Consider the following 14,373-nt stretch of genomic DNA (forward strand, 5'->3'; position numbering starts at 1 on the left):
TGTGTTAATTGGTTTTATTTTAATCCAGTGAATTTAATCAAACATGGAATGGTTGATTAAATTCTACTTTCATTATTTTGCGCTATAACTAGCGTTACTGTACAACGTTGTAATTGGCAGAATAATGAAAGTTACCTGCCAATTACAAATACGCACGAGTTTAGCTGTACCTTAATCACTATTGATATGTTGTTCGTTCTAGCTCATATTTTTTCATTTTATCGTATAAGGTTTTACGAGCTAGCTTAAGCTCTTTCATTGTATCTTTAATACAGCCTTCATTATTAGCTAACGCTTCTTCGATCATAAACTTTTCAAAAAATTCCACTCGTTTTGTTAATCCCATGCCATTATTCATCAAACTAGCATGCGTGTTCTCTTTAAAGTTAAATGCTGCAGACTCGCCTAATAAGATGTAACGCTCGGCTAAATTACGTAATTCCCTAACATTACCTGGCCATTCATAACTTAATAGCTGTGCTTTATGTTCTTGCGAAAGTGGTATTAACTCTTTTTTATAACGAGCAGAAGCTATTCTAGCAAAATGTAAAAATAGTAAAGGGACATCTTCAATACGCTCTCTTAACGGCGGAATATCAACTTTAACGAGATTTAAGCGATAATATAAATCTTTGCGAAACAGGCCTTCCTCGCATAACTCTAATAAATCGACCTTAGTTGCAGCGATAACTCTAACATCAAGCTCTATCCCTTCATTACCCCCTAAGCGCACAATTTTACGTTCTTCTAACACTCTTAATAACTTGATTTGCAATGCCATTGGCGTACTTTCTATTTCATCTAAAAATAAAGTACCTCCATTTGCATACTCAAATTTTCCAATACGTTTTTTATCCGCACCCGTATATGCGCCTTGCTCAGCGCCAAATAATTCACTTTCTATAATATGCTCTGGAATTGCACCACAGTTAAGTGCGACAAAATTACTTTCTCGGCGAATACTGTGGTCATGTAAATATCGTGCAACTAATTCTTTTCCAGTTCCGGTTTCGCCATCAATCAAAATATCAGCGGGAGCATCCATCACTTGATTTAATATATTTCGCATTTGAACGATATTAGCTGAGTTCCCTAGAATTCGAGGCCCTGGTAAGCAATGTGTTTCAATTTCCTTTTTTAACTTTCTATTTTCTAACACTAAAGAGCGATTCTCTAACGCTCTATTTACTGTATCGACAAGATCATCATTATTAAAAGGTTTTTCAATGAAATCATAAGCACCATTACGCATCGCCTTTACTGCCATGGATATATCACCAAAACCAGTAAGTAAGATGGTTGGAATAGCTAAGTCGATAACTTTAACTTTTTCCATGAGTTGATGACCATCAACTTTCGGCATATTAATATCACTAATAACAACGCCTGCCCACGTATCACTTAACTGTTCAAGTAATTGGCTTGCTTCTGAAAAAGTTGTTACTTCAAACCCTTGTAATTCAAATAATTGTTCAATAGCACTTCTTATATGCTCTTCATCATCAATCACAAATACTGTTTTCAAACGTTCGCTTTCCATATAAATCCTTAATCAACCTGCTTTTGGGGTAAACTAATGGTAAAAATTGCACCACCATCAGGGTGATTACTAACGTTAATTTGCCCTTGCATTGATTCAATAATGCGGTGTGAAATAGACAAGCCCAAACCTAAGCCAAAATTATCTTTAGTCGTAAAAAACGCTTCAAAAACTCGATTAATATTATCCACTAAAATTCCTGGACCATTATCTTGTATTTCAATAATCACCCGTGTTTCAGTGTTAGAAACAGAAATTCTTATTCGCTTATCTTCTTGCTCACTTAATGCCTGCATTGCGTTACTTAATAAATTAACTAACACTTGTTCAAAACGAATGGTATCACCAAACACAAACGACGGCTTTAAATTCGGTATACACGTGAGTTCAACCTTAGCCACTTTAGCTTGATGCTTCACTATACTCATGGCTGCCATTATACTCGTGTGTACATTAACAGTCGTAGCAACACCCGTGCTTTTTTTAGAAAAACTATTAAACTGGCTAACAATATCGCTTAATCTATCCACTAATCCAATAATGAGTGTCAGATTATTTTTTACTTTATCTGTCATCTCACGTTCTTGGTAAGCTAATGCATTTTCTGAATAGCTGCGTAATGCGGTTAATGGTTGATTGATTTCATGATTAATACTGGCTGACATGCTTCCAATAACGGCTAGTTTTTCTGATTGAATAAGCTCTTCTTGCATTTTATTCATTTGAATTTGCACTTGTTGTCGTTGCGCTATTTCCTCATGAAGTTTAACGTTACTTGCACTTAAATCAGCCGTTCGTACCTCAACCTTTTTTTCAAGTAATTGTTGAGACTCTTTAAGTCTTCGAGCATTTTTATAGCGCTCATTTGCAAAAAGAATTAAAAGAATCAACAATAAATAAGCACTTGTACTCTGTATAATTAACAATTCTCGTTGTTTATTTATCGGCTTTGTTGAACGCCATAAATGCACTTGCCAATTCACGTTTTTCATTAATTTTTGTAAAGCATAAACCTGCTCGTTATGTTCATTTGTTTTTATTGCTAGTAACTTACTGTTTACTTTCATTGGCAAATAATGACTTGAAACATTAGAAACATTTAATGGTTTAATTTCTTTATCAGCATAACGTTTATCAGTAATAATATTACGCTGTTTACTTTGAGATAAATCACCAATGGTTTTAAGACGCCATTCAGGCCTATCTGAAATAAATATCACATCATCTGGTGCAACAATTAAAAAATTAAAACTGTCATGCAGTACCGTTTTTTTATAATGGTCTTCAATATCGGCAATACTGACTTTTAATGCGACAACGCCAATAACACTGTTGTTATCTATTACAGGGTAAGCATAATAAAAACCACGCTTGCCACCACTTAACCCTACAGCATAATAATGTGATAGTTTGCCTTTTAGCGCATCTTTAACATAAGGTCTGAATTTAAAATTCATGCCAATAAATGTAGTTGGTGAAAGCCAATTACTAGCAGCGATGGTAATGCCAGACTTATCTATAAGGTAAATATCAGAAGCTTGGGTCATGTGACGTACATCTTCTAGCAGCTTATTTAGCCTTTTAACCTTTGAGGGATCGCTAGGGGATAGTAATACTTCTGTTATTAGAGCTTGTTTAGAGAGTACTTCGGGGACTGTATCAAAACGACTAAGAATATTCTCTATATAGCTCACTAAGTTATCGAGTTGTTGGCTAGATTCCTGGTGTATTTGCTGATAAGCATTACGCATGCCTATCAGCTGTGTTATCTCAATAACCGACAATAATCCCACAACAACCAAAAAGGAAGTAATATAGTTTTTACGTTTTAATTTACCTTGATAGATCAAAAAAATTACCTTGTTAAAAACTCAATTTACTTTACCTACACCAATTTAACAGGTTACTTATTGTGGAGCACTTGATCTTTAAGCGATTAAAAATCAAATCTAGCCGCAACTTGTAGTTCCGACATATTTTCTCCTGTTGAAGGTAAACGCGTATTATCGTTATCTAGTTGTTCAAAAGAGGTCCATAAACTAAAATTCTTAGAAAGATAACGGACATATTCTACTTTAATTGATCTAACATCGCCCTTAATTTCACAAGCATTTATCGCATAACGTGCATGTACTTGGTTATCACCTTGACGCCATTTAGCATATAAGCCCGCAGTTGAACGTTCTTCATCTACACATGCCGTAACTCCGCCAACATTATCAGTGTTTTTTCTTGATACTAATTTAACATTACCAGAAGAATTTCCACTATATATGTCGAAGTCTTCTTCTGCTAACTGATAAAATGTAGACACGGTGATAGTGTCATTTATGTCATACCAAGCTCTAACACCATATAAGTTTCCAGTATTATCACCTTGTTGATCTGCGACCAACGCGGCTTGAAGTTTTAATTTTTCATGGTGATATTGAGCTGCTACTTGGTATTGATCAATCGAATCACCATCTTCACCTTCGGTTTGTATTGCAGCGCCAAATTTCCAAGCATCGAATGACTTTTGCCATTGCAACATATCGTCATCGCGAATAGCGCCTTGGCGTAATGAATCTAACGCATCAGAAAAGTAAGCACTACGAACATATTGATGCCATATAATGGTTTGAGAGCCATAAGTAACAGTACCAAATTTACTTTTTATACCTACATAGGCAAGACGTAAACCAGCACTTTGATTTTGATTAAAGTTAACACCGTCATCACCACGTAAACCGTATTCGACTTTAGCAATACCGGTTAAATCATCAGTTAATTGGGTATTAGCATTTACACCAATTCTACTTAGGTAGTCTCGACCATTTGCAGCATCATCAGCTGTACCACTATCGATATAGTCAGCACCTAATCGTAATGAGCCATAAAACTCACTATTAACCTCAGCCGCATAAGTATTCATACTTAAAATAGAACAACCAAGTATCAATGTATTTAAACACCAGGTATTATTTTTTTTGTTTACTAAAACGTATTTCATGTATTCCCCTTGATCTTAAATTAACCTTAAGAAGTTTTTATATTTTTATAAGAGCCAACAAAAACTTAATTTTTATCAGCACCCTCTTATGGCAATATTTAGACCAATTAAAAACAAAAAACGAAACAATTAAAATAAAGCAATAACAATAGGTTACAATTTCTGTAGTTATACGGCGTTAAGTGGTACGGGTGGAATATCACCCCTAACGATTGATGTTGTATATAGAATTCCCCCCATAACAGTATTTTCATCAAAAAGATAAAGTCAAAAGATGAACAACATAACTAACAGCAGGCCAATTACGGTATAAACCTAAGATTTCCTGACTAACCCTATAAATTTTATTGCGATGTATTCAAGGGCGGTTTTCCACACATAGCTATTTAATTATGGGGGGATTTCAATACATATTATAATAAAAAACAGAGTAGACAAAAATAAAACATATATTTAACAACAAGATAAAAACATGGCAGCGTCTTTGCTATGCATAAATTAGAATTATTATAAAAAACACTATCGGGAGTGAATTTATGACAGAGATTAAAGACAAAGAAACACCATTACGAATGCTTTTACTAGGACCAGCAATAATGCTGATCACTTTATTAACCCCTTCTCCTTTTGATGGTATGTCTGCTGTAGCATGGCATACACTAGGACTAACTTTATGGATGGCAATATGGTGGATTTCTGAAGCAACCCCTGTTTCTGTTACCGCATTTTTACCTTTAATTGTTGCACCTATTGTTGGTATAGCCCCAATTAAGTTAACAACCTCTTCTTATGCTCATCCACTAATATTTCTCTTTCTTGGTGGTTTCTTTATCTCCATTGCGATGGAACGTTGGAATTTACATAGACGAATTGCCTTAAAAGCAATGTCTTTAGCCAGTACTAAACCTAGTCACCAAATTGGTGGCTTAATGTTAGTTACTGCTTTTTTATCTATGTGGATGTCAAATACAGCAACGGCAGTAATGATGTTACCTATCGCCTTGTCTATTATTGAAATGGTAAAACAAAAGCAAAGTGGAGAAAAACAAGAAAACTTTTCAAAAGCAATGCTTTTAGCCATTGCTTTTTCTGCCAGCATTGGTGGTTTAGCTACATTAATTGGTACACCGCCTAATGCACTTATGGCTGCTTACTTGGCTGATAGCTATAATATTGAAATTGGTTTTGCTCAGTGGATGATTATTGGCATACCATTAACGTCTGTACTATTAATACTATGTTGGTTAATCCTCACAAAGATATGTTACCAAGTTAACGAAGGTGAACATATTGACACACATGATATGTTTAGAACTAAATTGAAAGAGTTAGGTGTAATGAGTAAAGGCGAAAAGTTAGTACTATTTTTCTTTGCGTTTGCAGCAATCAGTTGGATATTAAGACCTTTAATAGCCAGTATTACCGGGCTTGCTATATCAGATACCGGCATAGCAATGTTTGTTGCTTTGTTACTTTTTGTTGTCCCCGTTGACCGAAAAAAAGATATTCGTATTTTAGCCTGGGAAGACACCAAGAAATTGCCTTGGGGCGTATTGTTACTTTTTGGTGGTGGCTTAGCCTTAGCAAGTTTAATTAAGCAGTCAGGTCTTGCCGACTTTATCGCAATTCAACTTGAAGCAACGTCAAACATTCCACTTATCGCTGCTATTTTGGTTGTTACCGTTACTATATTATTCCTAACTGAGATAACCAGTAATACCGCAACTGCGGCTAGTTTTTTACCTTTATTAGGGCCAATATCAGTTACCTTAACTGATGGACCGATGATGCTAGTAATTCCGGCAGCTTTAGCCGCTAGTTGTGCGTTTATGATGCCAGTAGCAACCCCACCCAATGCCATTGTATTTAGTTCTGGTGAGTTGCGTATTGCCGATATGGCTCGAGCGGGTTTTTGGCTTAATATCGCCGCTATATTTATGATAGTTATATTAATGTTAACGGCAGTACCTTTGGTATTTAATTTATAACGTAGCCGCTATACGCTGTTTATATCAATGCCAGATAATTAGTCTGGCATTGATTTACAAGCTATTCTAAAGTGTTAACATTTTAATATTACTTTTTGAAACCTTACTTTTCGAAATATTATTTTTCGAAACAGCTATTTTTTGTAACCGTTACTTTTTAAAACGAGAAATAAGACTTGAAGTATCCCAACGATTACCACCGGCTTCTTGTATCTCTTGGTAATAACCATCAATCTGTTTAGTCGCCGTTAAATCAGCACCTAATTTTTCCGCTTCATTAAACGCGATAGCAAGATCTTTTCTTACCCAATCAACGGCAAAACCAAAGTCAAATTCGTTAGCACACATCGTTTTCCCTCGATTATCCATTTGCCAAGAGCCAGCAGCACCTTTGCCAATAGTATCAAGCAACTTATCTGTATCTAACCCTGCCTTTTTCGCAAAGTTTAAACCTTCAGCTAAACCTTGAACAGTATTAACAAAACAAATTTGATTTACCATTTTTGCTAACTGGCCTGAGCCAACAGGCCCCATTAATTGACTAAAACGGGCAAATGTAGCCATAACAGGTTCCACTTTAGCAAAGACAGCTTCGTCACCACCAACCATAACCGTTAATATGCCATTTTCAGCGCCAGCTTGCCCACCTGAAACAGGAGCATCTAAAAAGTATTGCCCATTTTTTTCAGCAATAGCAGCAAGCTCTACTGCAATTTCTGCAGATGCCGTTGTATGATCAACTAAAATACTGCCACTAGGCATACCGGCTAATATCCCCTGCTCACCTAGAACAACTTGTTTTAAGTCATCATCATTTCCAACACAACAAAACACAATATCACAATCATTAGCAGCTTCAGCTGGTGTTTGTGCGAAAGCGCCTGAAAATTCTGCCTGCCATTTTTTAGCTTTTTCTGTTGTACGGTTATATACGCAAACGTCATAACCCGCTTTTTGTAAATGCCCTGCCATTGGGTATCCCATTACACCTAACCCAATAAATGCTACTTTCATAATACTCATCCTAATTGTGTTGCGCTGACTTATCAAAAATTAACAAAGTGTTTAATACTACTTTACGATGAGGGTATAAGCGCTAAAGCAATAGTGTCAAATTTAATCCCTTGCCAACCTGTTTTGATAAAATTTCTAATATTACCGTGATCATCACCAAGTGGATTTTCCAACACATCTTCACGATAATACCGACCAAAACACGCTAACGTTTGTTGTTGGTTTAGTTCATTTAATTGCGCAAAATAAAATATTTTACATGAGCCTTCATTAGTACCTGCCTCATTGACAAGTTCGCCATTAATAAAAGATGTCGGTTGATAATGATAGTTATCTTTAATTATTTGCATCACTTGCTCAAACGCTACACTTTTTTCATCTTGCTTAATCTGTGTAAGTAATGTCGTTAAAGTATTTGTATTATTTTCTTGCATGATGATCTTATAAACCTTCTTTAAGTTTAGCTTTCGCCGCTTCAACTTTTGAAAAGTCTAAACCTAGCTCTTCTACGGCCTCTTGAATCAAGTTTGGTTGAGTCATCACAACACCCATAATGGCTTGTAATTTTTCAGGTGGGATGCCTAATTGTTGAATAATCCCCATCGCCATTAAAGGATTTTCTGTTAACGCTTCAAAAAGTTCATTGATTTTTTCTTCACTAACATTTTCTTCTTTTAACATTTGAATAATTGGATTCATTTTTATTTCCGACTTTGGTTAAGGTAATTAATTTTTATGGTTGAAGTTTACCCTTTTTTGCTATCAAAATAAAAACAATGTACAGTGTGTAAAATTAAATTGTACACAACTTAACTTGTCATTAAATAACTAATAATAAAATAAGCCTAAGGAATAAACATGAATAACGATATATACCAATTTTCGGCTAACAATAATTCGGGCGAAGCAGTTCAATTATCAACTTATAAAAATAAAGTTATGTTAATTGTGAATACAGCAAGTGATTGTGGGTTTACCCCGCAATATAAAGGCTTACAAGATCTTTATGAAAAACACCAATCGCAAGGATTAGAAATACTCGCCTTCCCATGCAATCAATTTAAACAACAAGAACAAGGTGATGACGCTGCAATAAAACAGTTTTGTGATTTACGTTTTAACATTAAGTTTCCTTTGTTTAGCAAAATTGATGTTAATGGCGACAATGCCCATCCATTATTTAACTTTTTAAAATCAGAAGCTCCTGGAATAATGGGCTCTACGGGTATTAAATGGAATTTCACTAAATTTCTAGTAAATAAAGAAGGTAATGTTGTTAAACGTTATGCATCAACAACAAAGCCTGAAGCAATAGAAGCTGATATTGAAAAGCTTTTATAAACACTAGGTAGTAATTTATGAGTGATGATGAAAGTTTAAAACTAGAAAATCAATTTTGCTTTCGGCTTTATAGCCTAACCAAGCTAATGAACCGACAGTATAGCCCGGTATTAAAAAAACTAGGGCTAACGTACTCGCAGTATTTAGTGATGTTAGTTTTATGGGAGACTAACAATACTAAAGCGTCTACTTCAGTTAAACAGCTAGGTGAAAAACTAGATTTAGACTCAGGTACCTTGTCACCATTATTAAAACGCTTAGAGAAACAAAACCTAGTAACGCGTGTTCGTAATAAAACTGATGAACGCAGTGTTGAAATAAAGCTAACTAACGTTGGTTGTGAATTAAAAATAAAAGCCAAAGATATTCCTGCGGAAATGTTTTCTGTTACCGGAATGTCGCTAGAAGCGTTGCAATTAATGAATAAACAACTCGATAATTTATTAATGGTTATGAACAAAAATGATATTAACCACACAAGAATATTATGTCCTACTGAATAGGTAAATTTAAACTCATAACGGAAATTTTAAATGTTATGTTACTAAAAGTGACCTATCTCACCTGAATAAAACACTTTGTTCAGTTCAAAATAGATCCTAGCCATACTTTAAAGTAGGCAATTAACGTTAGACATTTTTATAATGTAAATCTTCCTTAAGACTTTATTCACATTTAGCGTACTAGATTAGCTTTTTTCCTGCACGCCAAACGAGGATAAAAAACATCACGAGATAAATTGGTGTTTCAACAAAGGTGTCATAAGTGAGCCACTGATCTTCGGTTAATTGACTTGCAACACTAAAATTCAACCCTGCCATACATAGACCGATCACAGCTAAACCTAAGACAAAATATTTATGTTGAATCGGAGAATTTAAGTATCTCTCAAAACGAGCGCCAAAGTAACCACCTTTATTAAGCACTCCATCTATTATAAGGGCTGACGCACTGATTACCCCCATAAATGTCCCCTTGAGTTGAACTAAATACTCACTTTGAAAAACAATGGAGAATATTGCTGATATTAAAAGCATTATCGTGCCGAAGACTGCGAACCCACCGAGTAAATCGACTTTAACAAAGCGCTGGATAACCACAAGTGACAACCCTAAGAACACACCTGTGAATGCAGCTATGGTTAAGTCTCCGGTTACTTTTGCTACTATAAAAAATGCGGCGCCCGTGCCTATATCAGCGAGAATAGAAGGTTTGTTTTTTTGCCATTTTTCATTTTGAAGATCTCTTTTATCATTTGCCTCTATTGAATTGTGAGAAACACCTAAGTTTTTAAGTTTTTTAGTTGCAAAGTGAATGTCTCTGCCAGGGTGACTTTCGTAAATTAAGTTGTTATCTTCCCTAACTTCGATACCGACATTCAACCAACTAAAATAGCCAACTGAAACGAATAACGCTTTAGTTTGATTATTTGGTTGACTGGTAGGTTGAAACTTATGTTCAACCACTTTGAAGTCACCATCAAATAAATGTGAACATTTATCTACCAATGTTCCATTATAAAAAAGCTCTGACGTATAACTTTTAAATGAAAAGGAGTACCTCACTTCATAATCGTTCCCGTCATATTGAAAAGGTCTTTTAAAGGTCCATAAACGCATAGTCATCCTGATTGTTCCTATTTTTAATATTTATAACTTTGCTAACGTCATTCGAATATATGTTCGTCTTTTCTTCATAATTGACTTTACACTTTAGAAAGACAGTTTATTTTTACGACACAAGCGTTTAAAAATGCCTGGGTATCGATGATGTCCTCTTAACGCTTAACACTTGTGCATGTGCATGTGCAAGCATAAGTAATAAACATTCCATAACTTTTATTTAATTAATATCCCATAATAACAGGCTGTTAGGAAAGATAAATTTAAAATTATTGTGATAACTGGGATCTTACTAAAAAGTATCAACTCCCCCCTTCTCTTGTAAATAAGTGTAGTGCCTTCAATTTTATCGGGTGCAGATTAAATGACAAATTTTACAGTTAATAACTTTACGGAGTATAATGATTTTTCGGATATCCAGCCATAAACCTGAGCGTTATTTTTGGCCACTCAAAGCCTGAAGCTAACCCAGTACAAATTGAAGTAGTCCCTAAAGCACTATATAAAAGTTTAAATGACATTAGTTTCTTCTACATTCATAAAAATATACAAAAAGCCCATTTTTTACTGTGATAATTTTGTGTACTTTTTATCAGTACTTTAAGCAACTAAATTTATTTAATTAATGCTTTATAGTGGAAATAATAACATTTAAATAAAACCTATTTCATATGACAAGCGGTCACTTTCTTATGTGGGTTGGTATTACATCATCATACAATACTGATAAGTAGTTTTTTGTTAAACAATAAAAAGAGAAACCTATGTTAGAAATGGCAGTCATTTATTTAGCCGCAGCCATAGTCGCTGTCCCCATTGCCAAACGTTTAGGCTTAGGCTCTGTGCTTGGCTATCTCATTGCTGGCATTATCATTGGCCCTTTTGCTTTTGGACTTGTTGGCGACCAAACCGATGTTATGCATTTTGCAGAGTTTGGTGTAGTTATGATGTTATTTTTAGTCGGTTTAGAGCTACAACCCTCAAGACTATGGAAGTTGAGACACTCCATTATGGGCTTAGGTGGGTTACAAGTTTTACTAACTAGCGCACTGTTTTTTGCTATTGGTTATTTTATATTAAATTTACGTTGGGAAACGTCATTAGCCATAGGGCTTATGTTGGCATTATCATCTACGGCTATTGTGGTACAAACCTTAACCGAAAAATGTTGGATAAAACAAGAAGCAGGCCAAAACGCCTTCTCTGTACTGTTATTTCAAGATATAGCCGTTATTCCAATTCTCGCTTTATTACCACTGCTCGCTTTTACACAAATGGGCAACGTTGACGTTGCATTAAGTCATGAAAATTTAATTGACCACCTGCCTGTTTACACACAAGTTTTAATATCACTAGCGACTATTGCTGCCATAGTATTTGCAGGAAAATACATTTCGACACCACTATTTCGCTATATAGCAGAGACACGTTTACGTGAGCTATTTACTCTTTTCGCTTTGTTTTTAGTCATTGTTATTGCTGTCATTATGCAAAAAATTGGTTTGTCTTCTGCTTTAGGCACATTTTTAGCCGGTGTTGTCTTAGCGGAAAGTGAATTTAGACATGAATTAGAAGTAGATATCGAACCCTTTAAAGGTTTATTACTTGGCTTATTTTTTATCACCGTTGGCGCATCAATTGATTTCCCATTATTAATAGCACAGTTTAGTCATGTTATGATATTTGTCGTTGGGCTAATTGCCATTAAAGCGCTAGTTTTATATACCCTTGCTTACGTTTTTAAAATTAGAAGCAAACAACAATTACTGTTCACTCTGGCATTAGCACAAGGTGGTGAGTTTGCTTTTGTATTGTTATCGCTAACCAGTACACTACAAATTCTCAGCGTAGAACAAACCAAACTAACCACTTTGGTTGTCGCTATATCAATGCTAATAGCTCCGTTGTTATTGATGTTTTATGACAAAGTTATCAACCTCGAAGACAAGCCACAAAAATCGTTCGACAAGCCAGAGGAAATAGAAGCCACTAAAAATGTTATCATTGCCGGCTACGGCCGTTTTGGTCAAGTTATTGGTCGTTTATTAACAGCACAGGGCTATCACTTATCAGTTCTTGACCATAGCCCTAGCCAAATAGAATTATTAAGACGTTTTGGTCATAAAGTATTTTATGGTGACGCTGCACGTTTAGATTTACTAAGAGCTTCAGGCGTAAATGAAGCGCAATTATTGATTATTGCCATTGATGATGCAGACAAAGTGCTTCAAATAGCAACAATGGCAAAAAAATACTACCCTCACTTAAAAATTGCCGCACGAGCAATTGATCGTCGTCATGCTTATCAATTAATGAATCTTGGCATTGATACATTTAAGCGTGAAACTTTTGACTCAGCGCTTAACTTAGGTGTAGAAGCCCTCACCCTATTAGGTAATGATCGGGCCGATGCCAAACGAGCCGGCGAGATATTTGCTCAACATGACAATAAATCATTATCTGAACTAACTGACTTATGGAGTGATGAACATCGTTATAGCATCGCTGTAAAACAACGCACTGAAGATTTAAAAAGAATATTAAACAACGATAAATCAGAACAGGATAAATTAAATACTCGTCGTAAAAATAAGGGTACCTCTTGTGATGACACAGAAGAAAATAATCCAACAACTCCGGTGAACACCTCTAATTAAGTACGTAAAAAATATAGGTAAGTTTTAGGTGTATTTAAACGTTACCTATATTAATTTTAAGATGAAACCAAGAAATAAATAAACGTTCACTATTCCGTTTTTAAAGGCCGCTGCTCTGACAGAGCGGTCGTTAACATTAATGATTTTTTGAAGTATGTTGGTATTCAGATGGCTTAATATTATTTTAAGTTGTATTCCCAAAAGACGGTATATAAGTATTATTGTAGTGTTTCATTCGTTTGTAGTGGTCAACTAATTTAGGTTTGTTGCTTGACAGTACGCTGTATCGAGCGGAATAGACTGTTTAATTTGTTCCTTTGTATCAAGTAAATTATCTGCCTCTGGTGATAGTGCTAAGGCTTGCTCAATCAAAACATTAGCCTTGTTCTTACAGCCAATTTTAGCCAACACATAGGCATAATTATTTAAGTACGGGACTTGAGTCAGAACATCGGCTTTCGCCAGCTGGTAGCCTTTTTGGTACCACTGGGCGGCTACTATGGGGCTAGTAGGCAAATAATGATTAGCAAGTAAAAAATAAGGTAGCCAGTAGTCTTGCCACTCTTGACTGGCACGCTGCATAGCAGTCAAGCCTGCACCAGTTTTCTCTGTGCTTAGTAAATCTTGGGCTGCTTTGGTATAGATAAACTTGTTAAAGTGCTGACTGCTAACATGGCCGGGTACCGCAGCTAGAAACCAATAATTACCACGCTGCCACGTGCGTTCAAATGTGGCTAGGTTCAGCTTATGTGCTTGAGTTTCTCCGGTGTGCAAGATAATATTTTCTTCAGCTAGGTCATATCCTATAACCACAGCATAGTGCCACATTGGAAACATCGATATAGAATTGTTCTGCAGTACAATAACGGGGATATTATCTTTCACCAAGCCCAGTAACTGGGTTAAAGAACCTCGTTCTGCATAGGCAAGTAGTCCATTTTGACGGGCACTAGAAATCATTTCGACTTGTAATGTGCCTTCTAGTTCCGGAATGAAAGTAGCTGGTGCAATATCCTTAGGTGCTGCAGTACCTCCATAAAAGTTAATTACTTCTGAAAGAGTCGTCGGCCCACAGAAAAATGCTTGCTGAGGATAAAACGGCACATTTGGAATGGTATGTTGACTAAAACCAAAGTGATTATCTGATAATAACACTTTGGTTTGTATTGGCGTTTGACAGGCAGTGAGTAATAATAAAATACTAACAAACATACTAGTC

12 protein-coding genes are annotated in these 14,373 nt (G+C 35.6%); 4 read left to right on the plus strand and 8 right to left on the minus strand.

Features of this window, described 5'->3' with window-relative positions; genetic code table 11:
- Nucleotides 1-178: 178 nt before the first annotated feature.
- From GQS55_RS11910 to GQS55_RS11920, 3 genes are all read right to left on the minus strand, one after another.
- Nucleotides 179-1,540, minus strand: a complete 1,362-nt coding sequence (locus tag GQS55_RS11910; protein WP_159820725.1) for a sigma-54-dependent transcriptional regulator — start codon at nt 1,538-1,540, stop codon at nt 179-181.
- A gap of 8 nt (nt 1,541-1,548) precedes the next feature.
- The gene (locus GQS55_RS11915) at nt 1,549-3,390 is read right to left on the minus strand and encodes a sensor histidine kinase (protein ID WP_159820726.1); all 1,842 of its coding nucleotides are present in this window, start codon (nt 3,388-3,390) and stop codon (nt 1,549-1,551) included.
- Between the two features lie 86 nt (nt 3,391-3,476).
- Nucleotides 3,477-4,532: a porin gene (locus tag GQS55_RS11920; RefSeq protein WP_159820727.1), complete on the minus strand. Its 1,056-nt coding sequence runs from the start codon at nt 4,530-4,532 to the stop codon at nt 3,477-3,479.
- Nucleotides 4,533-5,068: 536 nt separating this feature from the next.
- On the opposite strand from GQS55_RS11920, the gene GQS55_RS11925 reads away from it, so the two are divergent.
- Nucleotides 5,069-6,520 (plus strand): SLC13 family permease, encoded by a 1,452-nt coding sequence (locus GQS55_RS11925; RefSeq protein WP_159820728.1) that lies wholly within the window; start codon nt 5,069-5,071, stop codon nt 6,518-6,520.
- A gap of 150 nt (nt 6,521-6,670) precedes the next feature.
- Here GQS55_RS11925 and GQS55_RS11930 read toward each other — a convergent pair whose 3' ends face one another.
- The 3 genes from GQS55_RS11930 to GQS55_RS11940 all read right to left on the minus strand — a co-directional run bounded on the left by GQS55_RS11930 (nt 6,671) and on the right by GQS55_RS11940 (nt 8,233).
- Nucleotides 6,671-7,534 (minus strand): NAD(P)-dependent oxidoreductase, encoded by an 864-nt coding sequence (locus GQS55_RS11930; protein ID WP_442872148.1) that lies wholly within the window; start codon nt 7,532-7,534, stop codon nt 6,671-6,673.
- Nucleotides 7,535-7,596: 62 nt separating this feature from the next.
- A complete protein-coding gene (locus GQS55_RS11935; protein ID WP_159820730.1) occupies nt 7,597-7,968 on the minus strand; it encodes a HopJ type III effector protein in 372 nt (123 codons plus the stop codon).
- 7 nt (nt 7,969-7,975) lie between these two features.
- Nucleotides 7,976-8,233 carry a DUF2999 family protein gene (locus tag GQS55_RS11940; protein ID WP_159820731.1) on the minus strand — a complete coding sequence of 86 codons (258 nt, stop codon included), beginning with the start codon at nt 8,231-8,233 and terminating at the stop codon, nt 7,976-7,978.
- 159 nt (nt 8,234-8,392) lie between these two features.
- On the opposite strand from GQS55_RS11940, the gene GQS55_RS11945 reads away from it, so the two are divergent.
- Both GQS55_RS11945 and GQS55_RS11950 read left to right on the plus strand, forming a co-directional pair.
- On the plus strand, nt 8,393-8,875 hold the full coding sequence (locus GQS55_RS11945; RefSeq protein WP_159820732.1) for a glutathione peroxidase: 483 nt from the start codon (nt 8,393-8,395) through the stop codon (nt 8,873-8,875).
- Nucleotides 8,876-8,892: 17 nt separating this feature from the next.
- Nucleotides 8,893-9,378: a MarR family winged helix-turn-helix transcriptional regulator gene (locus GQS55_RS11950; RefSeq protein WP_159820733.1), complete on the plus strand. Its 486-nt coding sequence runs from the start codon at nt 8,893-8,895 to the stop codon at nt 9,376-9,378.
- A gap of 180 nt (nt 9,379-9,558) precedes the next feature.
- Here the strand turns inward: GQS55_RS11950 and GQS55_RS11955 are convergent, their stop codons facing one another.
- On the minus strand, nt 9,559-10,500 hold the full coding sequence (locus GQS55_RS11955; protein ID WP_159820734.1) for a hypothetical protein: 942 nt from the start codon (nt 10,498-10,500) through the stop codon (nt 9,559-9,561).
- Between the two features lie 761 nt (nt 10,501-11,261).
- Between GQS55_RS11955 and GQS55_RS11960 the strand changes: the two genes are divergently transcribed.
- Nucleotides 11,262-13,154 carry a monovalent cation:proton antiporter-2 (CPA2) family protein gene (locus GQS55_RS11960; protein ID WP_159820735.1) on the plus strand — a complete coding sequence of 631 codons (1,893 nt, stop codon included), beginning with the start codon at nt 11,262-11,264 and terminating at the stop codon, nt 13,152-13,154.
- Between the two features lie 252 nt (nt 13,155-13,406).
- Here GQS55_RS11960 and GQS55_RS11965 read toward each other — a convergent pair whose 3' ends face one another.
- A complete protein-coding gene (locus GQS55_RS11965) occupies nt 13,407-14,366 on the minus strand; it encodes a PA2778 family cysteine peptidase (protein ID WP_159820736.1) in 960 nt (319 codons plus the stop codon).
- Nucleotides 14,367-14,373: the final 7 nt, after the last annotated feature.

Source organism: Colwellia sp. 20A7, assembly GCF_009832865.1.
Classification (GTDB): domain Bacteria; phylum Pseudomonadota; class Gammaproteobacteria; order Enterobacterales; family Alteromonadaceae; genus Colwellia.